Source organism: Nonlabens ulvanivorans, from assembly GCF_032922765.1.
Classification (GTDB): Bacteria; Bacteroidota; Bacteroidia; order Flavobacteriales; family Flavobacteriaceae; genus Nonlabens; species Nonlabens ulvanivorans.
Window position 1 is genome coordinate 2,847,613 of the sequence record NZ_CP136694.1, and the last position, 23,362, is coordinate 2,870,974.

19 protein-coding genes, 1 tRNA gene and 1 pseudogene are annotated in these 23,362 nt (G+C 34.7%); 7 read left to right on the forward strand and 14 right to left on the reverse strand.

Annotated elements, in window-relative coordinates; translation table 11 throughout:
• Window positions 1–7: 7 nt before the first annotated feature.
• On the reverse strand, window positions 8–1,003 hold the full coding sequence (locus tag R1T42_RS12880) for an NAD(P)H-dependent glycerol-3-phosphate dehydrogenase (protein WP_036582853.1): 996 nt from the start codon (window positions 1,001–1,003) through the stop codon (window positions 8–10).
• Between the two features lie 222 nt (window positions 1,004–1,225).
• Here R1T42_RS12880 and R1T42_RS12885 point away from each other — a divergent pair, with 222 nt between their 5' ends.
• Window positions 1,226–2,122: a nicotinic acid mononucleotide adenyltransferase gene (locus R1T42_RS12885; RefSeq protein WP_317290608.1), complete on the forward strand. Its 897-nt coding sequence runs from the start codon at window positions 1,226–1,228 to the stop codon at window positions 2,120–2,122.
• A 92-nt stretch (window positions 2,123–2,214) separates the two neighbouring features.
• Here R1T42_RS12885 and nadD read toward each other — a convergent pair whose 3' ends face one another.
• From nadD to R1T42_RS12905, 4 genes are read right to left on the reverse strand one after another with little or no spacing between them, the layout of a single operon-like run.
• Entirely contained in the window at window positions 2,215–2,802 is a 588-nt protein-coding gene (nadD, locus tag R1T42_RS12890; RefSeq protein WP_042295281.1) for a nicotinate (nicotinamide) nucleotide adenylyltransferase, read from the reverse strand.
• Window positions 2,789–3,388, reverse strand: a complete 600-nt coding sequence (gmk, locus tag R1T42_RS12895; RefSeq protein WP_036582845.1) for a guanylate kinase — start codon at window positions 3,386–3,388, stop codon at window positions 2,789–2,791. Before gmk ends, nadD begins: the two co-directional genes overlap by 14 nt.
• Window positions 3,388–4,263: a YicC family protein gene (locus R1T42_RS12900; protein ID WP_042245470.1), complete on the reverse strand. Its 876-nt coding sequence runs from the start codon at window positions 4,261–4,263 to the stop codon at window positions 3,388–3,390. The genes gmk and R1T42_RS12900 overlap by 1 nt, the downstream gene beginning before the upstream one ends.
• Before the next feature lie 56 nt (window positions 4,264–4,319).
• A complete protein-coding gene (locus tag R1T42_RS12905; RefSeq protein ID WP_317290609.1) occupies window positions 4,320–4,901 on the reverse strand; it encodes a Crp/Fnr family transcriptional regulator in 582 nt (193 codons plus the stop codon).
• A 319-nt stretch (window positions 4,902–5,220) separates the two neighbouring features.
• On the opposite strand from R1T42_RS12905, the gene R1T42_RS12910 reads away from it, so the two are divergent.
• Genes R1T42_RS12910 through hemF form a run of 4 tightly spaced genes read left to right on the forward strand, consistent with a single transcriptional unit; the run spans window position 5,221 to window position 8,591 of the window.
• Window positions 5,221–5,883, forward strand: a complete 663-nt coding sequence (locus R1T42_RS12910) for a uroporphyrinogen-III synthase (protein WP_317290610.1) — start codon at window positions 5,221–5,223, stop codon at window positions 5,881–5,883.
• Window positions 5,876–6,895, forward strand: coding sequence for a uroporphyrinogen decarboxylase (gene hemE / locus R1T42_RS12915; RefSeq protein WP_036582838.1), 1,020 nt, complete (start codon window positions 5,876–5,878; stop codon window positions 6,893–6,895). Before R1T42_RS12910 ends, hemE begins: the two co-directional genes overlap by 8 nt.
• Before the next feature lie 2 nt (window positions 6,896–6,897).
• The gene (locus tag R1T42_RS12920) at window positions 6,898–7,686 is read left to right on the forward strand and encodes an EI24 domain-containing protein (protein WP_317290611.1); all 789 of its coding nucleotides are present in this window, start codon (window positions 6,898–6,900) and stop codon (window positions 7,684–7,686) included.
• Window positions 7,687–7,688: 2 nt separating this feature from the next.
• On the forward strand, window positions 7,689–8,591 hold the full coding sequence (gene hemF / locus R1T42_RS12925) for an oxygen-dependent coproporphyrinogen oxidase (RefSeq protein ID WP_317291872.1): 903 nt from the start codon (window positions 7,689–7,691) through the stop codon (window positions 8,589–8,591).
• Window positions 8,592–8,679: 88 nt separating this feature from the next.
• Here hemF and R1T42_RS12930 read toward each other — a convergent pair whose 3' ends face one another.
• From R1T42_RS12930 to R1T42_RS12940, 3 genes are all read right to left on the reverse strand, one after another.
• Window positions 8,680–9,132 (reverse strand): 6-pyruvoyl trahydropterin synthase family protein, encoded by a 453-nt coding sequence (locus R1T42_RS12930; protein ID WP_317290612.1) that lies wholly within the window; start codon window positions 9,130–9,132, stop codon window positions 8,680–8,682.
• The gene (locus R1T42_RS12935) at window positions 9,129–9,263 is read right to left on the reverse strand and encodes a hypothetical protein (protein WP_262496445.1); all 135 of its coding nucleotides are present in this window, start codon (window positions 9,261–9,263) and stop codon (window positions 9,129–9,131) included. The genes R1T42_RS12930 and R1T42_RS12935 overlap by 4 nt, the downstream gene beginning before the upstream one ends.
• 80 nt (window positions 9,264–9,343) lie before the next feature.
• A complete protein-coding gene (locus tag R1T42_RS12940; protein WP_317290613.1) occupies window positions 9,344–10,681 on the reverse strand; it encodes an MATE family efflux transporter in 1,338 nt (445 codons plus the stop codon).
• A gap of 69 nt (window positions 10,682–10,750) precedes the next feature.
• Here R1T42_RS12940 and R1T42_RS12945 point away from each other — a divergent pair.
• Window positions 10,751–10,824 (forward strand) — tRNA-Ala (locus R1T42_RS12945).
• Between the two features lie 106 nt (window positions 10,825–10,930).
• Here the strand turns inward: R1T42_RS12945 and R1T42_RS12950 are convergent.
• The 5 genes and pseudogenes from R1T42_RS12950 to R1T42_RS12970 all read right to left on the reverse strand — a co-directional run.
• Window positions 10,931–11,671 (reverse strand): annotated as a pseudogene (locus R1T42_RS12950) (alpha/beta hydrolase family protein); the annotation flags it as partial.
• The gene (locus R1T42_RS12955) at window positions 11,672–14,413 is read right to left on the reverse strand and encodes a PD-(D/E)XK nuclease family protein (protein WP_317290614.1); all 2,742 of its coding nucleotides are present in this window, start codon (window positions 14,411–14,413) and stop codon (window positions 11,672–11,674) included.
• Between the two features lie 96 nt (window positions 14,414–14,509).
• Entirely contained in the window at window positions 14,510–15,883 is a 1,374-nt protein-coding gene (locus R1T42_RS12960; RefSeq protein WP_317290615.1) for an OmpA family protein, read from the reverse strand.
• A 113-nt stretch (window positions 15,884–15,996) separates the two neighbouring features.
• On the reverse strand, window positions 15,997–17,193 hold the full coding sequence (gene kbl, locus R1T42_RS12965) for a glycine C-acetyltransferase (protein ID WP_317290616.1): 1,197 nt from the start codon (window positions 17,191–17,193) through the stop codon (window positions 15,997–15,999).
• Between the two features lie 44 nt (window positions 17,194–17,237).
• Window positions 17,238–20,408 carry a UvrD-helicase domain-containing protein gene (locus tag R1T42_RS12970; RefSeq protein ID WP_317290617.1) on the reverse strand — a complete coding sequence of 1,057 codons (3,171 nt, stop codon included), beginning with the start codon at window positions 20,406–20,408 and terminating at the stop codon, window positions 17,238–17,240.
• Between the two features lie 236 nt (window positions 20,409–20,644).
• Between R1T42_RS12970 and R1T42_RS12975 the strand changes: the two genes are divergently transcribed.
• Window positions 20,645–21,250, forward strand: a complete 606-nt coding sequence (locus R1T42_RS12975) for a superoxide dismutase (RefSeq protein WP_317290618.1) — start codon at window positions 20,645–20,647, stop codon at window positions 21,248–21,250.
• Between the two features lie 160 nt (window positions 21,251–21,410).
• Here the strand turns inward: R1T42_RS12975 and R1T42_RS12980 are convergent, their stop codons facing one another.
• Window positions 21,411–23,309 carry an amidophosphoribosyltransferase gene (locus R1T42_RS12980; RefSeq protein ID WP_317290619.1) on the reverse strand — a complete coding sequence of 633 codons (1,899 nt, stop codon included), beginning with the start codon at window positions 23,307–23,309 and terminating at the stop codon, window positions 21,411–21,413.
• Window positions 23,310–23,362 lie beyond the last annotated feature (53 nt).

A 23,362-nucleotide genomic window follows, 5' to 3' on the forward strand; every position in this document is an offset into this window, starting at 1 on the left:
TGTTAGTTTAGTCCAGCTTATCAGCCAGTTTTTTAAATACCTTTTTAGGGTTTTTATTGTCATACAGGATGCTATAGACGGCATCTAGTATAGGAGTACGAGCTCCTTTTTCGCTGTTTATTTTATAGGCACTATTTGTGGCATAATAACCTTCGGCAATCATACTCATTTCTAGTTGTGCACTTCTTACAGTATATCCTTTACCCAGCATATTCCCGAATAATCTATTTCTAGAAAAAACAGAATATCCCGTTACTAGTAGATCACCTAAGTAAGCGCTATCATTAATATTACGTTTCATTTTGTGCACTTTCTTAATGAAACGTTTCATTTCTCTAATAGAATTGCTCATTAACACGCTTTGAAAGTTATCTCCATAGCCTAGTCCGTGAGCTATTCCTGCAGCTATTGCATAGATGTTTTTAAGTACTGCTGCATATTCAGTTCCTATAATGTCGTCTGTAGTTTTACAGTTGATATAATCACTGCTTAATTTTGAGGCGACATAGTCTGCCTTTTCTTCATCTGCACAGGCTATGGTTAAATAGGAAAGGCGTTCAAGGGCAACTTCTTCTGCATGACATGGTCCTGTTAAAACACCTATATCCTCTAGAGGTATGTCATAATGCTCGTGGAAATGCTCTCCAACAATAAGTCCTGTTTCTGGCACAATTCCTTTTATAGCACTAAAGATGATTTTACCTTTTAAATCAACTGTTAAGTTCTCTAACTCAGTATATAAAAATGCACTAGGAATAGCAAATATGCATACATCTGCTTCTGCAACGATTTCGTTGATGTCGTTTGATAACTTCAATTGATTGACATCAAACTCTACTGAGCTTAAATAGCTAGGGTTGTGATCGTTACGTTTTATGTGTTCAATAGCATATACACTGCGCATGTACCATCCTACTTGATCTAGGTTTTCACAAAGCATTTTTACGATGGCTGTAGCCCAGCTTCCGCCGCCTATTACCGCAAATTTTTTGTTATTCTCCATAAGTTAATCTTGGACTGTAAAAATACCATTTTTTAAGTGGATAGCTCAATACAGCCTTAAAGCAGTTGTTCACTAAAAGGTTATGAATATGATTGTATAGATGGATTTGAGCTACGCTTTCGCGAAAGCGTAATTGTAAAAACATAAATACTTGAAAATAAGTATGTTATAAAAATGGCACACTTTTCGCAAACGTTGTAGTAACTATTAAATATTACGATTATGAGAACATTTTACAAAATTTTAGGAAGCCTGTTGATTGCGGTGACTATCGCAAGTTGTGAAACAGAAGTAGTGATAGGAAATGGTTTTGATAATCGTCCTACACTTAATGAAATCTTGAGTAATCAAGAATTATGGTATGTTGATTTAAATGATACGCAAGGAAATCCAGATATTCCATTTATGACCAAAGCTTTTACGATGAGTTTTGATTTTGGAACATTGTATGCAAATAATAACCTAGTAGGCGTAGGTAGTGCTGGAGCTGGTCTAGGCCTAGATGTAGGTAGTTATCAGATATTAAACAATCAAGTTTCTATCCTACATGACATTGATGGATTGCATGATTTTACAGTTGTTGTTTTAAACTATAATAGAATTAAGATGATTGATATGCATCGTGGAACGGTTTATTATCTAGACGGTTATAATCGTAACAATTTTAATTATGATCAGTTGTTTTATGATAACATTCAGTACTTCTTGCAAGAATATAGAGCATGGGAGAAAGTGTATACTAGTAATGTAGGAGCGCTTAATGATTTTGATGAAGAGAATTATTTACAATTTACTCCTGGTTTTAATGGAGACGAGTTTAAAAGCTCTACAGACGTGAATGGTCTTAATTACAGTAGTTTATTCTGGGATTATACAGGAGAATATTGGGTAGAAGATGAGACACCTGGATCAATTAACAAGCATTTAACTATGGATTATGATTTTATAGGCAATGATTATTTCGATCTTTACGTTATTAATGACAACACTGTTGAATTGTATCATTCTGCGTCTGGAACGACTTATGAATTTAAAGGGCGAGGATATATTCAATTGAAAAATACTACTGGAAAGTCTAGATTAATAGATGCTAGTAGAGTAATTGAAAAAGAAAAGTAAAAAATTGGTTGGTTGAAAACCGTCTGTGGATCTCTTTGATTACAGGCGGTTTTTGTTTTTATAAAACAGCGATAAGAATAACAAGAAAGCTCTTATTTGTAAAAATTCATTTCTTCAATATACTCTTGTACTTTGTGGTGCATGAAGTAACGCAGGTCTTTCCCTTCTTTAATCCCATTACGTATCATGGTTGATGAGATTTCCATTATAGGCGCATCGATTTTAGTTACACTTTTGTGTTGAAGTAAATCTTCAGGGATGTCACCATGTGAAATTCTAGGGTAAACTATAATATGATAATCTTCTAATATCACTTGATAGTTTTTCCACTTATGAAGACTTTTTAAATTGTCTTCTCCCATAATGAGTGTAAAGTTATTATTGGGATATTTTTCAGATAAGTGTGCTAGTGTATTTACTGTATAATTGGGCTGTGGTAGGCTGAACTCTGCATTGCTAGCTTTAATTTTTAAGTAATCTTCTGTAGCAATATATACCATATGTAAACGCTGATAGTCGTCTAGTAGCGTTGATTTTTTTTTATGAGGATTGTGCGGTGTTACCACCATCCATATTTCATCCAGATCACTGTTTTCAATCAGGTAATTTGCGATGGCAAGATGACCTATGTGAACTGGATTAAATGTGCCAAAATAAAGTCCGATGTTACTCTTCTTCATCTGGACCTACTTTTTTATGAATAAAATTTCTGACGATGTCCTCAGCTTGTTGTTTTGCTAGTTCAAGGTCATCATTTTTAATAATAACATCAAATTGTGGTGCTGTAGCCATTTCGGTACTAGCTTTTGCGACTCTCATTGCTATTTTTTCTTCAGACTCTGTTTTGCGATTTTTAAGTCTTTTTTGAAGTTCATTAATAGATGGTGGTTTTACAAAGATTGAAATACAGCGATCTGGAAATTTATTTTTTAAACGTAATCCACCCACAACATCAATGTCAAAAATGACGTTTTTGCCTTGTGCCCATAAGCGTTCTACCTCACTTTTTAATGTCCCATAAAATTGATCTTTATACACCTCTTCAAATTCAATAAAATCATTTGCTCTGATTCTATTTTTAAATTCAGGAATTCCTAGAAAGTAGTAGTGTATACCGTCAATCTCTCCTTCACGAGCTTCTCTAGAAGCTGCCGAAATTGAAAAAGCTAAATTTAAATCTTCAATTTTTAAGAGATGTCTTACTAACGTGGTTTTTCCAGCACCAGAAGGTGCACTGAAAACAATAAGTTTGGGTTGCGCAGTCATTACAATACGTTCAACATTTGTTCTTTTACTTTCTCCAGCTCGTCTTTCATCTGTACAACTAATTGTTGCATTACAGCATGATTTGCTTTACTACCAATGGTGTTGATCTCTCGACCTATTTCTTGACTTATAAAGCCTAGTTTTTTTCCTTGAGAAATATCATTATCTAGTGTTTCTTTAAAATAATCTAAATGATTTTTAAGGCGCACTTTTTCTTCAGTGATATCATATTTTTCTAGATAAAAGATTAGTTCTTGTTCAAAACGATTTGCATCTACCTTTTCTTTAAGATCACTAACAGCTTTCTCTAATCGCGTGCGGATATCTGCAAGACGAGTTTCATCTACTGCTTTTATTTGCTCTAGAAGTTGATTGATGTTGTTTATTCTTAAAATAAATTCTTCCTTAAGGCCTTTTCCTTCATCGTGTCTATATTGATTAACCGCCTTTAGAGCTTCAATAGCCGTTTGATGAATAGCATCAAAATCTTCTTGAGAGACTTCTTCAATTTGAGTAGCAAATACATCTGGAAACTTTGAAGCAATTTGTAACAAGCGACTATCGTCACCTTCATTGTTAAGATTAATGCTTTGTACGGTTCTCAATTGCTCCACATAAGATTGTAGTACTTGTGTGTTTAATTGCGCCGTGTTATCAACTCCAGTTTTCTCTACGTGAATAGCAAAATCAATTTTACCACGAGAGAGTTCACTTGCAGCAAGTTGACGTAATGGTAATTCCTTTTCTTTATAGGCATTAGATAAACGCATATTAAGATCTAGATTCTTACTATTAAGTGTTCTTATTTCTACAGTAATCTTTTTCTGGGCAAGTTGGGTAACGCTTTTACCGTATCCAGTCATGGATAGTATCATACTATTCTATAATTTAGAATAGCAAAGATAAGTTAATCTCAAATCAAGCTTAAAGCTTACTCATCAATTTTACTACGTAACCTACTTAATGATTGTTGCCTAATCCCTAGAAAGGAGGCAATCTCCTTAAGAGGTAGTCGTTCTGCAATGGCTGGATAAAGCTCTATGAATTTCAGGTATCTACTCGTTGCATCTCTACTTATCATTCTAGCTTTTTCATCTAAAAGGCCATGATACCTGCGCAACATAATTTTATGAAAGGCAGTCGCTAGACCAGGATAAAGTTTACTCATGTATTGAAAATCATCATATTTAAAACACAATACTTCGGCATCTTCTACACAATCAATTTGTATGTTTGATGGTTGTTGCTCTATATAACTAACCATTGCTGTGACAGCATCATTTTCTGCAACAAATCTAGTGGTATGTAAGTTGCCGCTGTCATCCATGATACTGCACTTTAAAATCCCTTTTTTTACAAAGTAAATTTTTGTGGCTGTATCTCCTAGATAAAGAATGGTCTCTTTTTTACGTACTTTTCTGACTTCCAAAAGATTAAAAACTTCCTGCGCATATTCTAGGCTGGGCGTGTTTTCATCTTCTGTAAGTTCATGAAGGAACGATGGTAATTCCATAATAACTCAATTTTACTCTTTTCAAGGTTAAAGATGCTGCAAATAAATTAGAACACCTACTGATTGTAAAAACTTTAATATCTTGAATGTTGCTTAAAAGGTTTTAGTTCAGTTGATTAATGCTGTTATTTTTTTGTAATATTTTTTAAAATAAGCATCCGATTAAGTGTATTTTAAATTAAATAATTTATCAAAATTTCAAATTGTCCGTAGTTTCTTCCACCTTAAAGAGGTAGTCTTAAAAATAGACATGTATATAGAGAACTACTTATCTTTATAAATTAAAATCGACATTCAATTCTGTCTATAAAATAAGAAATTGACCATTAATAAACGCATACTTTCTACTAAAAAACTATCTGTGACACAGTCAGAGTTGCTTCTGGCTACTGGATTATCGCTAGTACATTATGACGTGCTTGCCATTGATAAGGTTGCCTATGATATCACTGGGGTAAAATGTGAGCATATCATTGTGACCAGTTCAAATGCTATTAATACTATAATCTCACTAGATTATCGTGTTGAAAACCTATTTGTAGTAGGTGAAAAAACGGCTAATCGTTTAAGAGAGAAAGGATTTAATATCGTGGAACAGGCAACTAATGCCGCACAGCTTGCACAGATTATAGTTAATAACTACAGTCATTTGAGTTTTGTCTATTTCTGCGGTGTGCATCGTCGTGATGAGCTACCACAGGCACTTTTATCGACACAAATAAGTTTTATAGAGGTAAAAGTGTATGATTCTGTAGCGGTGGAAAAGTCATTTGATTGTATTTTTGATGCAATTATGTTCTTCAGTCCTCGTGGTGTACACGCTTTCGCGAAAGCGAATCCTGAAAATATTCATCTAGCTATATGCATAGGTGAAACAACCGCAGAAGCGGCAAGAATATATACTCAAAATGTGAAAGTGGCACATAAATCCACAGTAGAAAACACGATAGTCACCGCTGTAAAAGCATTACAAAATGATTAAAAACGATTTATTTTTAAGAGCACTAAAAGGAGAAACTGTAGATAGACCACCAGTATGGATGATGCGTCAGGCAGGAAGATACTTGCCTGATTTCATGAAGTTAAAAGAGAAGTATGATTTTTTTACACGTTGTCAGACTCCAGAGTTAGCTACAGAGATCACTGTGATGCCTATCAAGCAAATAGGAACAGATGCCGCAATTCTTTTTTCTGATATCCTTGTGATACCACAGGCGATGAACATTGATGTAGAGATGAAGAATGGTGTCGGACCATGGTTGCCTAATCCCATAAGAACAGCCGAGGATTTAAATAGAGTAGTAGTTCCAGACGTGGCAGATTCTTTAAGTTATGTCATGCAGGCTATAGATTTAACTAAACAAGAGCTTAATGATGAGGTGCCGTTAATAGGTTTTGCGGGATCGCCATGGACCATATTATGTTATTGTGTACAAGGCCAAGGCAGTAAAAACTTTGATAAGGCAAAAGAGTTTTGTTTTACGCAACCAGAGGCTGCTCATGAATTACTACAGCGTATTACAGATACTACCATTGCTTACTTGAAGTTAAAAGTACAACATGGTGTTAATGCGGTACAAGTTTTTGACTCATGGGGTGGAATGTTATCTCCCGTAGATTATCAAGAGTTTTCATGGAAGTACATTCAGCAAATTGTGGATGCGTTAAAACCACATACTGAGGTAATCGTTTTTGGGAAAGGATGCTGGTTTGCGCTGGGTGATATGGCAAAAAGTGGTGCTGCGGCACTAGGTGTGGACTGGACTTGTAGCGCCCGTAATGCTCGTTACCTATCTGGCGGGAATATAACCTTGCAAGGTAACTTTGATCCATCACGATTGTTCTCTCCACCAGCGACCATTAAAAAGATGGTGAAACAAATGATAGACGAATTTGGTAAAGATAAATTTGTAGCAAATCTAGGTCATGGTATTTTACCAAATATACCTGTGCCTAATGCACAAGCATTTGTAGATGCAGTAAAAGAATACTAGACGTGTTTAAAAACATCATAAAAGGATTAAAAGCTTATGCTGACGGGTTTTCTCTCATTGGTAAGTTAAAGCTATGGCAATTCTTTTTAGTTCCTATGGCTATTAGTTTTATAATAGCTGGTATTGTTGGGCTAGCTGCATATGGGCTTTCAGATAACCTAGCAAATCTTATATCTAGATTATGGATATGGGAATGGGGAAAAGAAGGATTTTATACGGTAGCAGAGTGGATTAGTGGTTTAAGCATCTTATTGTTAGGGTTTATATTATATAAACATCTAGTAATGGCATTGAGTGCACCATTTATGTCACCTGTTTCTGAACGTATAGAAAAACACTTTTATCCTAATGCTCGTAATCATGTAGAACATCGTGATACTAGTAATATGGAGCAATTATGGCGTGGCTTACGTATCAACCTGCGCAATATAGCTTACGAATTTGCTATAACAATTCCTTTATTATTGTTAAGTTTTATACCGGTTGTAGGTATCGTTTTTACGGTGTTAGCTTTTATAGTCCAAGCTTATTATGCCGGTTTTGGAAATATTGATTATACGCTTGAAAGACATTTTACTTATCGAGATAGTGTCAATTTTGTAAAGAGACATAGAGGTATTGCGATAGGAATAGGAATTGTGTTTATGGGGATGCTTTTTATTCCTATAATAGGTGTGATACTAGTATTGCCGTTTTCGGTAACAGCAGCATCTCGAGTCACCTTAGAACAAATGATTAATGAAGAGAATCTGAAACTGCCGGATCCTCACAAGACTCAAATTAACGCTTAATGATTAAGACACAGTTTTATAATTTTATAAAAGAACTTCAAGAAACTATTACTAGTCGTCTAGAGGAAATAGACAATAAAGCTAGTTTTAAAGAAGATCAATGGCATCGTGAAGAAGGTGGCGGCGGTTTTACAAGAGTTATTGAAAATGGGTCTGTATTTGAAAAAGGTGGCGTTAATATTAGCGAGGTTCACGGGCCATTACCACTTGCAATGCAGTCTTATTTTAAAGTAGGCGATGTAGATTTCTATGCCACAGGCTTAAGTCTAGTAATACATCCCGTAAATCCACATGTGCCTACTGTTCATGCAAATTTTAGGTATTTTGAAATGTATGATAAGCAGGGAACTGTTGTAGATTCATGGTTTGGTGGTGGATTGGATTTGACTCCATATTATTTATATGATGAAGATGCGACTCACTTTCATCAAATATGTAAAACAGTATGTGATCGTCATGAGGTAGCAGATTATGCATTATTCAAAGAAAAATGTGATGCTTATTTTCATAATTCTCATCGTGGTGAAGGTCGTGGTATAGGTGGTTTATTTTATGATTATTGTAAGGCTAGTGAGAGTCATTCTATGGAAGACTGGCTAGCTTTTCAAAAAGATATGGCATCTCATTTTCTAGATGCTTATACACCTATTGCAGAAAAAAGAAAAAATAAAACGTATACAAAAGAGCAGCGCGACTGGCAAGAAATACGACGTGGACGCTATGTAGAATTTAATTTAGTACACGATAAAGGAACTTTATTTGGTCTCAAAACTAATGGCCGTATAGAGAGCATTTTAATGAGTTTGCCACCACATGTTCAATGGCGTTATGATCACCATCCAGAACCTGATACACCAGAGGCTCAATTGATTGAAGTCTTGAAGAATCCTAAAGATTGGGTATAACCTTGAAAAGTCAGGATATCTTATAAATAAAAGCCTCACAGATCATTAAAATCTGTGAGGCTTTAAATTAATATTCACTAATACGTTATTATAGTTGATCACTCGCATGCCACTCTGCATAACTAGTTTCAGTCTCGCGCAGTCTTAAAGAGAATAATTCAATATTTTCTGGCAATCTGTTTCTAATTTTATCGGCAAAATCTAGAATCATCATTTCGCTAGTAGGTTGATAATCTGCTAGAATTACTTCATGCCCACGTTCTCTAAGTTCTTGAGCTAGCTCAACGTGAGGTGTGTTTTTATTAAAGACTGTTGCATGATCAAATGGGTCTACGATCTCTTCTTTTACAATCTTTTTTAGGTCTGTAAAGTCTATCACCATACCATGCTTTACATTGTTAGCATCATTTATAGGAGCTCCTATTACAGTTACAGCTAGTTTGTAGCTATGCCCATGTACATTGCGGCATTTACCGTCATATCCATAGAGTGCATGACCAGTTTCAAAAGTAAATTCTTTAGTTATTCTTACTTTTTTCATCTTCTAGATTTCCATTTGTTATATCCTACTACGATAAGTAGAATAATTGCAATCACTAAGAAAATTCCAGATCCACCCATGAATTGAGAGATTCTGATAAACCAATTATCTTCCATAATTAATAGAATCATTTATAATTATTAATGGCAAAGATATTAGAAATATTATGCATTCTTTGACTATGCTTTCGCGAAAGCGAGATATAATAAATCTAGTTCTGCATTGTTTTAATCTTTAAGTGAAATTTTATAGCGAGAATGGCTGCTCTGCCTAGCATCCATAATCCAAAGGCTATCCAAATAGCGTTTAATTGAAAATTAACATAATCTAAGATAAGAAGAGCTGGGATGAACACAAATGCTGTAAGGCCAAACAGTAAATTACGTAAATAAGAAGCCTCGCCCCAACCTTTAAAAATTCCGTCAAATACAAAGGCCACAGCATTAATAGGCTGCATAATTAACACAATCCAGAATGTACTTAGGAATAATTCAAATACAGTCTCATTATCTGTGAATTGATGGCCTATAATTTTGTAAAAAAGTCCACAAATAGTTATTAATATTAGTGCTACGATAATGCCATAGGTGGTGGTAGTTTTACCTAGATATTTAAGTCCTTGAACATTTTTAGATCCCAAAAGTTTTCCACCTATAGCGTTACCGGCACTCGCAAATCCATCAATGAAAAAGGAAAAGAAGAGCCAGATATTCATCAATATGGCGTGTGTGGCACCATATTCATCTCCATATCCAGAGGCATAGCGGTAAGACAAAAATATGGCAACATTTATGGCAACGGAGCGTAAAAAAAAGTTAGCCGTTAAAATTATGTGTTTTCTAAGTTTAGGGTGTGGTTTCCAGGTTAATTGATGTAGTCGAAAAGGTGTTTTTTGATTTAAAAAATACAATGCTATAATAAGCATAACAATTTGTGCCGCTAGACTAGCATATGCTGCGCCCATTACACCATATGCCGGGATAAGACTATCGATTCCATAAACTAAAGTGTAGTCTAATATGACATTCACTATAGCGCCTGATATGCTTGCTATCATTGCCCAAGATGTATTTTGTATACCTCTAAAAACGCCAAAAATAGCAAAGGCGCTAAGGGTAAGTGGAAATCCTAGGGCTCTAACCTGATAATAAGAAATCGATAAATTTAGTGTTGTACCTTTTGCATTATATAATGTAAATATCCATGTTGCTAGTGGTGCGGTTACCAAATAGATTAATATGCCTAAGGTGATGTTAATCCAAATGACTTGAGGTATAAGAGAATGAATTTTATTTAATTGATTACTTCCTAATGCGTTAGACACTATACTAGATATAGAAGTTTTAGTTTGTGCAAGAGTCCAGATAATAGCACTTAAAAAAGAACCGACTAGACCTACTGCAAGTAAACCTTCAACAGCGTTATCCTTCATATTACCTATTACAGCCACGTCTGTTAAACTGATAAGAGGTTCTGCTATACCAGCGATAATAGCCGGAATGGCAAGACTTAAAATGTTTCTAGGTGTTATCGAATTTGTGGAAGGCATTTTTCGAAAATATAGTTTTGAAAATTTATTAACAGCAATTCTGATGCTTTATATTTGAATTGATTTTTTGGGGGATTAGCTCATTTGGCTAGAGCGCTTGCCTGGCAGGCAAGAGGTGACCGGTTCGAATCCGGTATTCTCCACAGATGTATTCTGTTTTTTATAAAAATTGATACAACATTGTACAGCTTGTCTTAAGTGTTGAGGTAAATAGATGGATTTCCATGGGTGCCTCGCTCCTAAAGTGTGATTTGCTTCCCTTATCACAACTAATTCTGATTTTTTACTCCATTGATGTAATTGATGTCCTTCATGAATCATAACTGTTTCGTCGCTGGCTCCATGAATAATTAAATGTGGTATTTTAAGTTTTAGTGCAGCATTCTTAATAGATAGTTTTTCTTCATTCTGAATGTAATCCTCAAAGAATTGATAATAGTGAGGCATTTCTTGCTGAGTGCGTCCATTTTTAACATAGAAAACACCATCGTTTTTCCATTTGAGCAATGCTTCTCCATGAGGGAATCTAGACTTATAATCACTGACCGATGCAAGTGTAACTAGTTTTTTAACTATTTTGTTTTGTGAAGCAACAATGGTTGTTATTCCTCCAGCTCTTGAATGACCTAATATGTTAATACTAGTGGGATCTATTATTTCTGATAAGCTTGATATAGACCAGTTGATCACATCATTCAAATCTTGAACCTCTTTACTATAATTATTATAACCAAATGATTCTAAATCTGGAAAATCCAAAGGATTATTTATAGTTCCGCCATTATGTGAGAAGTTGAATTTTATAAAGCAAAACCCGGCATTTGCAAATGCCTTACCCATTAATTCCCAAGCGCCCCAATCCTTAAATCCTTTGTAGCCATGAGCAAAAATAATCACAGGCAATTTAGTTTGAGATGGTACGTGATAATGATCTAGCAATATAGGTTTGCTATGATCTCTATCAATGATGTTGTTCAAGACAATTTTCATTTAATGATCCTTTGCGGTTAGTGCTATATCTTTATTGTATAACTCTATGATTATTTGATGTAATTGTTCTTCAAATTTCTCTAGTTCAAACACATCGATAGGTCGTGGCTGAAAAGACCTGCCATTTTTAACCGAGTAGGGTATAAATCCTTCTTTAAAATTCTTAAAACTTATGATGCCTGCGACACATTCTGTAAACTCATTGTTTTTTGAATATAGAAAAGCATACATCAAAACTTGAAAAGCTTTTGATTTATCATAATCTGTAATTAATGCTTGATAGTTATCTGGCTCAACACCAACATTTGATTTACCAACCATTCCAGATTTGTAGTCTATTATTCTAATTTGACCATTGAGCTCATCAATACGGTCTACCTCACCATGAAGTTTTACACTTCCTATCGAGTTAATTTCAATAGTTGTAGAATAACGAACTTCTAATTTTCTTATAATTAATATGTTTCCATTTTTTACAAGCTCTTCATCATAAGCAATCATTTTACTGACGTAATGTCTAGCCACCTCATACATAATAATATTTTTCCCTTGTGGATCATGTATGGTATTGTAGCTGTCCAGATAGGCTTTATTAATGGCATTATTTAATCTTTCTCTTATGTCTTTAAAATGAATTTTATCTAATACTTTATCGATATATGGTAGGTATAAGTACTCAAGAGTTTTATGAATCATGGTTCCCATAGTATTAGCCGCCATATCTTCTTCTACCTCTTCTATATCATTAATTTTTAAGATCTTAGATTTGTAAAAATCAATTGGATTATAAATATAGCTTGTGATACTAGATGGTGAAAAGCCAGATATTGCTATTTTACCTAGTCTGTCAAAGTAGTGATTGTCTTTGTTAATGGAAAGAGTATCTGTTTTTTCAGTAGTAATTTTATTGGCATACAGACTATGATTGATAGTATGATTTTTAATACCACTAGTTTCTAATTGCATTAAAAATCTGCTTTTTTCTCCACCGCCTAAACTATTTGTTTCTGAGTTGTATATGAAATTAGCGTTATTGCATCGTTGTAATAACCTATAAAAATGATATGCATAAACGCTGTCTTTGTCTGTGTAAGTCGGTAAACCAAACTTGATTTTCATATCATAAGGTATGTACGATGCAGTAGATTTTCCTGCTGGTAATATGCCTTCATTAACCGATAGCATAATGATGTTTTCATAATCTAATGCTCTAGTTTCAAGCAGTCCCATTACTTGAAGCCCTTTAACAGGTTCGCCTATAAAGTCTAATTTCTTTTGAGGTAAAAATTGCCTAAATAAATATTGAATAGTTCTTAAATCGGTAATACCTGACTGCTTATCTATGATTGACTTTATTTGTTCAATGACACTGTGTATACCTAATAGTTGTTCGAGCTCTAATCTCTTGTTTTCATTTTCAATTAGTTTCGATTGTAAAGCATCAGAAATATTACTGAGATAGTTAATTAAGTTTGTTGTCGTAATAACTTCCGACCTTAATTGATTAATGTATAAGTTAGCAGTATCCTGATTAGCCTCTAGGAAGGGTATATAAACTAGATTTTCTTTATGAATTGTGTTTGTAAGTTCTTTTACAGCTGTCTGATCTAAAAGAGAGCTAAAGTGAGATTCTAAAACTGCTATTACATTCTTATAATAAAAACCTTGATCTGTGGCTTCAACTTTGAGTTTGATGAGCTGATTAAAGAAACTGGCAAGCGGTGTTTTATCTAAGGTTAATCCCATAGTAATATTGAGGTGCTTAGCACTTTCGGGAATAGCGCTTAAAAGAGGTAATAGAAGAGCTTCATCTGCTAGAACTATAGCTGTGGTGTCGAGATTAATCGATTCTAGATTGAGCTTATTGATAAGTTTACCTGCCACCTGACACATACCTATAGGGCCAGATGTTCCTATGATATTTATACTTTTTGGCGCGTTAAAATTATTACTAGTTATATTTAAATTGTACCGTTCAAAATAATTCCAGTGACTTTTATATCGTCTTATAAAACGACCAGCTTCGTGATATTCATTCTCTTGAAAATAGAGATCACTGTCATAAAAAATTTTGGCATTATTGCTATCTAGAAATATCTTAATAATTTCCTCTTCTGCCTTGTTGAGAGCATTGAGCCCTAAAAAAATAATTGGTGTTTCTTTAGTGTACTGGGTGGATTGATATTCCGCTTTCGCGAAAGCGAGTCTATAAGCTAGACCTTGATAAACTATCCCATTTGTGGTACAGTCTTTTGTAAACTGGCTATAGTATAGTTCTAACCGTTTCCAGAAATGAAGATATTTTTCAATCATCTCTGTCTTGGGTTCTAGGATGGACCAATGTCCTTGCTCGAGTTCTTTTAAATTCCCTAAATAATTAAAAAAATCTGAAGGTGGTACTAGAAAACGATCTATCTCATTAAAATCTTTAAGAATAGTTGGTGCCCAGGTTATAAATTCATCTAATGAGTCTGCTGTATTATTTCCTTCTATTTTTAGATAACTGTTATAAAAATCAAATAATAAATCTACATCGCTTGCAATTTCAACTTGTGCTGTGTGACTAATGAAGTCTTCAACACTATATACAATAGGCTCGAAAATAGGTTGTTCTAAAAAAGCAGCAATGGTCTTATTGAGAAAGGTTGCAACTCTTCTACTAGGAACTACATAAGTAAGTTTACTGAGGTTGTAGTTTTGAGAATAAAGCGAGCCAATAACGTCTTGTAAGAATGTATTCATATGTACAAGATATTGATAAACTATGACGTCTTAAAAATTTAGACATAAAAAAAGCGCCACTGAGAAGTGGCGCTTTTACTATTGTTTAAAGATCAATTAGTTTACTAAGTTGATTTCCACACGTCTGTTTTGAGAACGACCTGTTTTAGTGCCATTATCAGCAACTGGGCGAGCTTCACCATAACCTACTGAAGAAAGTCTGAATTCATCAATTCCATTTGCAACTAAGTAATTTTTCACTTCGTTTGCACGAGAATCAGATAATCTTTGGTTCAATTTAGCAGATCCAACACTATCTGTGTGACCGTCAATTGAGAACTTTGCAGTTGGGTATTTCTTAAGAATCGCAGTAATATCAGCAAGAACTTTTGCAGATTCAGCTTTAATAGTAGCCTTACCTGTATCAAATAAGATTGTTTTTGCGTACTGGTTTAACTTTTCTTGCTCCTCAACTGTAGGCGCAGCTGGTTTAGGACAACCTGCTAGTGACGCAATACCTGGAGTGTCTGGACACTTATCATCAGCATCTAGTACACCATCATTATCTCTATCTGTAGGACAACCATTGTTAGAAGCAGGACCTTTAACTGTTTTACAGTTGTCTTTACTATCTACAACACCATCACCATCAGTATCAGGATCAGGACAACCATTGTTATAAGCTGGACCAGCTTCATTAACACAGTTATCATCTTTATCTAAAGTTCCATCACCGTCAGTATCAGGACATCCCATAGACTCAGCAGGACCTGCAGCGTTAGGACAGTTATCTTTACTGTCTTCAATACCGTCACCATCAGAATCAGGACAACCCATAAATTGCTCTAAACCAGCAACAGATGGACAAGCGTCTTTATCATCATAGATTCCGTCACCGTCAGTATCAGTACCACCCCAAGTAAACTTTAAGCCAGCTGTATGTTGGAAGTGTTTTGGATTAGCATCTTCAAAAGCATGCTTATATGTTGTTTGTAAATTGAAAGCTATGTTGTCAGAAATATAAAAATCGATACCTGCAGTACCATTGAAAGTACCAAAGCCATTTTCATCTAACCATACATAACCACCACCTACACCAACGAAAGGAGCAATAACGCCATCTTCTTTGATAAGATTGCGGAAATTATATTCTAATCCAGCATCCAAAGAGTAGTAAGAGATGTCATCTATACTAGTATCGCCTATTTTATCAATCTTGTTTACAGAAAAGGCTCCTGTGGCTACAATACCATCACCTATGTAATATCCAACTTGTACACGGCTAGGTGCTGCTAGTATATTGTAGTGGTCAGTGTCAAAGAAATCTTCAAAATAATCTCCTAAACCTTGGTCAGCTTCTCCTACTGGATATAGGTCAATAGCATTTACACCTACCGAAATAGCCCATCTATTACCTTCGTCTTGTGCATTAGCAGATGATGCTCCTAAAAGAACAGCACATGCTACTAAAATTTTAAATATGTTTTTCATGTTGGGGTTTTTTATTAATCAACAGAACAAAATTACTCTGTTATTGCGCATTCACAAGACTTTAACCTATAAATTTTCGTAAAAATGTCGATTAATTGTTAATTTCTCTTAATTTAACCGATAACTCCTAGTTCAAGTCCTACTTTTTTGAATGCGTTTATAGCTTTGTCTAAATGTTTTTTATCGTGAGCCGCGCTTAATTGTACTCTTATTCTTGCTTTTTCTTTTGGTACCACTGGATAAAAGAAACCTATAACATAAATTCCTTCTTTTAAAAGCGCATCTGCCATTTGTTGAGATAGTTTTGCATCATATAGCATTACAGGAACTATAGCGCTTTCTCCATCTACAAAATCAAATCCTAATTCTTTCATTCCTTTTTTAAAGTAAGCTGTGTTAGCTTGCACTTTATCGATAAGGTCTGTACTAGAATCTATAAGCTCTAACGCTTTTATAGAAGCGCCTACTATTGAAGGAGCTAAGGAATTACTAAATAAATATGGTCTAGATCGTTGTCTTAAGATCTCAATAATTTCTTTTTTTGCAACGGTGTATCCACCCATTGCTCCACCTAAAGCTTTTCCTAAAGTACCGGTTATGATATCTATCCTTCCTAAAACACCCTTAGCCTCTAAAGAACCGCGACCAGTATCGCCTAAAAATCCTGCTGCATGACATTCATCTACCATGACTAGAGCGTCATACTTATCTGCCAAATCACATATTTTATCTAATGGTGCTAAAATACCATCCATAGAAAACACACCGTCAGTAACAATGACTTTAAATCGTGCTCCATTCTCATTTGCTTGAATTAACTGCTTTTCTAAATCAGCCATATCTGCACTTGCGTACCTATATCTAGCAGCTTTACATAAACGGACACCATCAATTATGGATGCATGATTTAATGAGTCAGATATGATGGCGTCTTCTTTACCTAACAAAGGCTCAAATACTCCACCATTTGCATCAAAACATGCTGCATAAAGTATCGTGTCTTCACATCCGTAAAAATCTGCTAGCTTTTGTTCAAGCTCTTTGTGTATGTCTTGTGTACCGCAAATAAATCTTACAGAACTCATCCCAAAACCGTGAGAGTCCAAAGTGTCTTTTGCTGCTTGAATAACTTCAGGATGTGATGATAATCCTAGGTAATTATTAGCACAAAAATTGATCACCTCACTGCCATCGTCTAATGTTATCATTGCATCTTGTGGAGAGGTTATGATTCGTTCTTTCTTATATAATCCTTGATCTTTAATTTCTTCAATTTCTTTTTGAAGATACTCTTTCATACTACCGTACATAGTTGCGTTTTTTTGTGTTTCAAAGGTAATAAACTATACTTGTTTTAATTCCAGACGAGTTCCTTTAACTCATCGGTGTATATCAATACCTTTTCTTTTATTTTATAATCCATTTGTAGTAATAAGGCAGCATAATAATCTAGCTGATCTCTATGTTTCTCTAGTTGTGCGCCTGTTTTGTAATCAATAATCGTTACCTGACCATTGTCTATTATAAGTCGATCTGGAATAAACTTCTTGCCTTCTGGTGTTAAAATTCCACGTTCATTTAAGATATTTAAATCAGGTTTGAAGTACTTTTCAAAATATTGTGGACTTATTAATAGATTGAGAGTTTCAATTAACTCTGATTTTACCTGAGAAGAAATGTAATCATCATTTTGAATCTTTAACAGAACCGCAGGTAAGTCTTCAATAGACTCAATTTGTGACATATAATCGTGAAGTAAATTACCTTTGTTAATAGCTTCTTGAACACCACTTGCCCATAACATTCCACGTCTGGTAGAAAAGTCTGTGCGAGATCCTGTAGAGTAAACCTGGTAATTGCCTAATGGTAGAGTTGGTGTGCTAGATTTACTAGTGGCTAATTGAATAGGTGTACCTTTTTGAAAAGAAGTCACTAGATCCATTTCTTCTTTGTTCCACGCCGTATCACGTTCCAGGAATCTTTTCAGTAGCTGTCCATGTCTTAGTGAAGATTCCTTTTGAGTTTTGGATTCTGTTTTATCAATACTGCACACATATAGTTGTTCTACTGCACGAGTAAAAGCAACATAAAGTCCATTAATATGGTCCATTTGTGTTTTATGAAGATGGGTTGTATATACTTCTTGTGCATGAATAGGATAAAACTTGGCCTCACTTGCTAGCGACATATAAAGGTGTTCAAAACCTTCATAAGCTGTAGGGCTTACAGAAACCCAATCTGTAGGTTTAATTGAAAAGTCTGCTTGTGTGTCGGAATAGGGGACAATTACAACCGGAAATTCTAAACCTTTGGACTTATGAATGGTCATGATTTGCACAGCTTGCGGATCTGGCGTTGCTGGAACACTCAATTTTTCTTTTTTCTTTTCCCAGTGTTCTAAAAATCTGGACAGGGAAACATCTTGACTATTGGAAAATTCAAATACTAATTCTAGAAATGATTGTAATCTTAAATCTTGCTCTTTAAATAGCCCTAATGCATGAGCTGTTTGTTCTGTTGCTTTGAATAAAGGCGCTTTCGCGAAAGCGGACTCCATAAACGATATATCGTCATTAAATACAACCTCTAAGATCTCATTGAATGATAAATTAATATGATTAACGATAAATGTGTTTTTGTCTTCAAGTTGATAATATTGCACATATTCAAGAAGAAATGCTAGTTTAAGAGCTTGCTGGTCAGGTTGATGTGACATTTTCATGAATTCGACTAATAAACGTACACGCGGTGACGCTTCAACAAGAAGGCTATCACCAGATACTACAGTAATGTCTTGTTTTACTAAATATTGAGCAAGCTCATGACCTTGTGTGTGCTTGCGCACTAGAATGCATATATCACCTAGTTCAAATCCTTGTGAAACAATTTTCTTGATTAAACTGTGCACGTGTTGCGGATATGGAGTTATTATATCTTCATCATCGTCAAATGAAAAATCTTCTTTGTTTAAAAAGTCAACCTGAACATATCCACCTTTTTTATGTGTTGCATTTTGATGCAGATAATTTTGATAAAGATTTTTATAAGTATCGTTATTTAAGTAATCACCATAAAATTTAAAAAAATCATTGTTGAATTCAATAACGTTGTCATAGCTACGCCAGTTATATTCTAGGGTTTCATTACTTTTATTAAGTTCAAATAATTGATCTTCTTTTAATAAATCTAAAAACTGGTTAGCGTCACTACCACGCCATCTATATATGGATTGTTTTGCATCACCGACAAGCATTAAGGTCCCGCTATCTCCATAATCGTCGATACTTTGGATTGCATTACTAATTAAGGGCGTCATGTTTTCCCATTGCATGCGAGAAGTATCTTGAAATTCATCAATAAAGTAGTGACGATATTTTTCCCCTAGTCGTTCATATATGAAAGGTGCAGGCTGATCTTTTATTTGATTTCTAAGAAGACCATTGAACTCATATATAGGTACAATTTGTTCTTCTTTTTTAATAATGTTTATTTCATGCATCAACTCGTTAAGAAGTGACAATGGAACAATACTTTTAATGATATTTTCATGAAATTTTATATGTCCATAAGTGGCCTTGTAAGCATTACCAAAATCTGCAATATCTGACCTTAAAATATCGATGCTATCTTTAATAGATTGTTTTTGACTTTTTGAATATAAATCGCCAGCTATCAAGTCTCTAATAGAGGCAGTATCTGGTTTAACCGAAATGTCCTCTCTAGAAGTCTTTATTACTGTGTTAAAAATACTGCGAGAACCACCTTTAAAATCAGTAGGCTCTAGACCTTGCTGAGCTGATTTATCAATTAAAACTTGAGCTAGTTCAATTAATTGTGTTTTTAGGTCTTTGTTTTTAAGCTTCAGATTTTGAACAAGTCTATCAAAATCTTCGCTGGTCTTGCCTTCAAGAGATTTTAGATATTTAAAATGGTTTTCATTTTTTATCAATGCAGATATTTGCATCAGATCATAAGCGACATCCCAACTTTTATTATTATCAATTTTGGAAAGTGAGAAGCTTACTAGTTTTTTAGTAAGTTCCTTATCCCTACCTGCACGAGCGAGTAAATTTTGAATTGCTTTATTAATTAAAGAATCTGTGTCTAATTCTACTTCAAATCCAGCGGGCAAATCAATATCTTTTGCAAAAGTGCGCAAGATGCGGTGATTGAAAGCATCAATTGTAACTATGTCAAAAGCAGAGTAGTCGTGTAAAAGGCGTTGATGGATGATGGTTGCTCTCTTTGTGAGCTGATCATTATTTAATCCTGTAACTTTTTTTATATGGTCAAAGATGCCTAGACTACTATCCGGAACTGATTGTTTTCCAAAATTGTATAGATGCTCTAGTACACGTTCTTTCATTTCGGCAACAGCTTTGTTAGTAAAAGTTACTGCTAGAATCTTGCGATAATGATTATTAAATTGAGATTTAAAAAGAAGCGTGAGATAGTCTCTCGCTAGTGTATAAGTTTTACCAGAACCAGCACTGGCACTATAAAAAGTAGTAGGAGATGAGGTCATACTCAAAGGTATGATGAAAAACTGAAACGTAATTGAACTTAATCCTTAATTTGAGGTCTAGATTAATTGTCAATTAGATATCGATGAGGTTATTAGGATCTCTTTTTATTATGATAAACTCCTTGAAGATGACTCTTTTACAAGATTAAGTATATTATAACATCAGAAATTTTAACATATCATCGTTTGTGTTTAAATTTATCCTTTATAAATAAAACAATTAAAACCAATATATTATGGCTTTTGAATTACCTAAACTCAACTATGCGTATGATGCGCTAGAACCACATATTGATGCAAGAACAATGGAGATTCACCATTCAAAACATCACAATGGTTATACTACTAAATTAAATAATGCCATTGAAGGTACTGACCTAGAAGGAAAGTCTATTGAAGACATTCTTACGAATCTAGATATGAACAACAAAGCGGTTAGAAATAATGGTGGTGGATTTTACAATCACAGATTATTCTGGGAAGTAATGTCACCTAATGGTGGTGGAAAACCTACTGGAGATCTTGCTGCTGCAATCGATAGTGCTTTTGGTTCATATGATGCATTTCAAGATAAATTTGCTACAGCCGCAAAAACACAATTCGGTTCAGGATGGGCATTTTTATGTGTTAAAGACGGTGCTCTAGAAGTGTGTGGAACTCCTAATCAAGACAATCCATTAATGCCAGGTGTAGGTTGTGGAGGAACTCCTATCCTAGGACTAGATGTATGGGAACACGCATATTATCTAAACTATCAAAACCGCAGACCTGATTATGTAACTGCATTTTTTAATGTAATTAACTGGGATGCTGTATCAGAGAAATACAACGCTGCTAAGTAGTAAGTTGCAAATAGTCAACTGCCATTGTTGACTGCAAAATTCAAAAGCCCTTAAGTTTTTATTGAAACTTAAGGGCTTTTTATTTAATATTATTTCTTAGCCTAGCTATTGGTTTGAATAACAAATTTGTTATGTAATCAAAGGTTTTTGTACTTATTATTTAATAAGCTCGCTCATCATTCTTTTCAAAGAAGTTGATGTAAGCACGATTCACCACACGATTTCCACCATTAGTTGGATAATCACCAGTAAAATACCAATCACCTAAGTTTTTAGGGCAGGCTTTGTGTAAATTATCTACGGTTTGGTAAACGATTTTCACTTCTGCATTTAAATCATCGTCTGAGAGTAACTCACCTATCTTGTTGGACACTTCTTGATCTGTAAACGGTGCATAGAGTTCCTTCACATAATTGACAACATCCTTATCCTTAAAGTTTATCTGTGATTTACATTTTTTATAAATGTCCTCTACAGTGTCATAGGTTCCACGATCTTCATGTAAAGCAAGTGCTGCTCTAAAAGCAACTAGTCCTTCTAATCTGGCCATATCTATCCCATAACAATCTGGATATCTGATTTGTGGTGCACTAGAAACAACTACAATTTTCTTCGGTTTCAAGCGGTCCATCATTTTAAGAATGGATTTTTTAAGCGTTGTTCCACGTACGATAGAATCATCGATGATTACTAGGTTATCGTTTTCTTTTACAACACCATAGGTTACATCGTAAACGTGTGCCACGAGATCGTCTCGAGAAGAATCCTCTGTGATAAAGGTTCTTAACTTTGCATCTTTAATCGCAATCTTTTCAGTTCGCAGCTTTCGCGAAAGCGTATCCTCAACTTGCTGTGCGGTCAGTTTACCTTCTCCAGCAATAATAGCATCTCGTTTTTGCTCATTTAAAACGGCATGTGCCGCTTCTACCATACCATAGAATGAAGTTTCGGCCGTATTTGGAATGTATGAAAAAACAGTATTATCGATATCATGGTCAATAAATTCCATGATTTTAGGGAATAATAAATGCCCCAGTTTTTTACGCTCTTGATAAATCTCGGCATCGCTACCACGAGAGAAATAAATACGTTCAAAAGAACAGGCTTTACGTTCTAGTGGTTTCAGTATTTGTTCAATACTTACTTTACCATTCTTTTTAATGATAATAGCTTTACCTGGATCCAGTTCTTTTACTTCTTCAAACGGTGCGTTAAACGCAGTTTGAATTACTGGACGTTCACTAGCTACGACAACTACTTCATCATCTTGATAGTAGTATGCTGGTCTAATACCAGATGGATCTCTTAGAAGGAAAGCGTCACCATGTCCCATAAGTCCACCCATGGCATAGCCACCATCCCAATCTTTTGCACTTTTCTTTAAAACTTTGGCAACGTTAAGTTGTTCAGCTATTTTAGGTGAGGATTCCATTTTAGAAAGTCCTTCAGCCTTGAATTTTTTATATAATTTAGAAACTTCACGATCTTGAAAATGACCTACCTTTTCCATAACGGTTACGGTGTCTGCCATGTCTTTAGGATGCTGTCCTAGTTCTACTAATTTGTCAAATAACTCAAACACGTTAGTCATGTTAAAATTACCAGCCATGATAAGGTTGCGATGCATCCAGTTGTTCTGACGTAAAAACGGATGTACTGATTCAATACTATTTTTACCAAAGGTACCATAACGCACGTGTCCCATCATCAATTCACCGATGTAAGGGATTTGTGCTTTTTGTGCAGCGACATCATCTTTTATTTCTGGATTTTCCTCTAATTCTGAATTAATACGCTCATTAATTTGTGCAAATATATCCTGTATAGGTTGTGCCTCATTACTGCGCACACGAGAGATGTATCGTTGACCAGGTTTTACATCTAATTTTATGCTTGCAAATCCAGCACCATCCTGACCGCGATTGTGCTGTTTTTCCATCATTAGGTACATTTTATTGATGCCATAAAATGCCGTACCATATTTCTCTTTATAATATTCAAGAGGTTTAAGAAGTCTAATAAGTGCTATACCACACTCGTGTTTTAATGGATCGCTCATGATGAATTCTAAAAGTCAAAAGTAAATAAAAAGCCCTCAAAATATTTGAGGGC

Excerpts from the sequence above, each read along its gene's own strand:
- R1T42_RS12935 (WP_262496445.1), bottom strand. The coding sequence starts at position 9,263 with ATGATTCTATTAATTATGGAAGATAATTGGTTTATCAGAATCTCTCAA.
- R1T42_RS12955 (WP_317290614.1), bottom strand. The coding sequence starts at position 14,413 with ATGAATACATTCTTACAAGACGTTATTGGCTCGCTTTATTCTCAAAAC.
- R1T42_RS12960 (WP_317290615.1), bottom strand. The coding sequence starts at position 15,883 with ATGAAAAACATATTTAAAATTTTAGTAGCATGTGCTGTTCTTTTAGGA.
- R1T42_RS12930 (WP_317290612.1), bottom strand. The coding sequence starts at position 9,132 with ATGAAAAAAGTAAGAATAACTAAAGAATTTACTTTTGAAACTGGTCAT.
- R1T42_RS12980 (WP_317290619.1), bottom strand. The coding sequence starts at position 23,309 with ATGAGCGATCCATTAAAACACGAGTGTGGTATAGCACTTATTAGACTT.
- gmk (WP_036582845.1), bottom strand. The coding sequence starts at position 3,388 with ATGACTGCGCAACCCAAACTTATTGTTTTCAGTGCACCTTCTGGTGCT.
- hemE (WP_036582838.1), top strand. The coding sequence starts at position 5,876 with ATGATTAAAAACGATTTATTTTTAAGAGCACTAAAAGGAGAAACTGTA.
- R1T42_RS12885 (WP_317290608.1), top strand. The coding sequence starts at position 1,226 with ATGAGAACATTTTACAAAATTTTAGGAAGCCTGTTGATTGCGGTGACT.
- nadD (WP_042295281.1), bottom strand. The coding sequence starts at position 2,802 with ATGAAGAAGAGTAACATCGGACTTTATTTTGGCACATTTAATCCAGTT.
- R1T42_RS12940 (WP_317290613.1), bottom strand. The coding sequence starts at position 10,681 with ATGCCTTCCACAAATTCGATAACACCTAGAAACATTTTAAGTCTTGCC.
- R1T42_RS12900 (WP_042245470.1), bottom strand. The coding sequence starts at position 4,263 with ATGATACTATCCATGACTGGATACGGTAAAAGCGTTACCCAACTTGCC.
- R1T42_RS12905 (WP_317290609.1), bottom strand. The coding sequence starts at position 4,901 with ATGGAATTACCATCGTTCCTTCATGAACTTACAGAAGATGAAAACACG.
- kbl (WP_317290616.1), bottom strand. The coding sequence starts at position 17,193 with ATGTACGGTAGTATGAAAGAGTATCTTCAAAAAGAAATTGAAGAAATT.
- R1T42_RS12970 (WP_317290617.1), bottom strand. The coding sequence starts at position 20,408 with ATGACCTCATCTCCTACTACTTTTTATAGTGCCAGTGCTGGTTCTGGT.
- R1T42_RS12880 (WP_036582853.1), bottom strand. The coding sequence starts at position 1,003 with ATGGAGAATAACAAAAAATTTGCGGTAATAGGCGGCGGAAGCTGGGCT.
- R1T42_RS12975 (WP_317290618.1), top strand. The coding sequence starts at position 20,645 with ATGGCTTTTGAATTACCTAAACTCAACTATGCGTATGATGCGCTAGAA.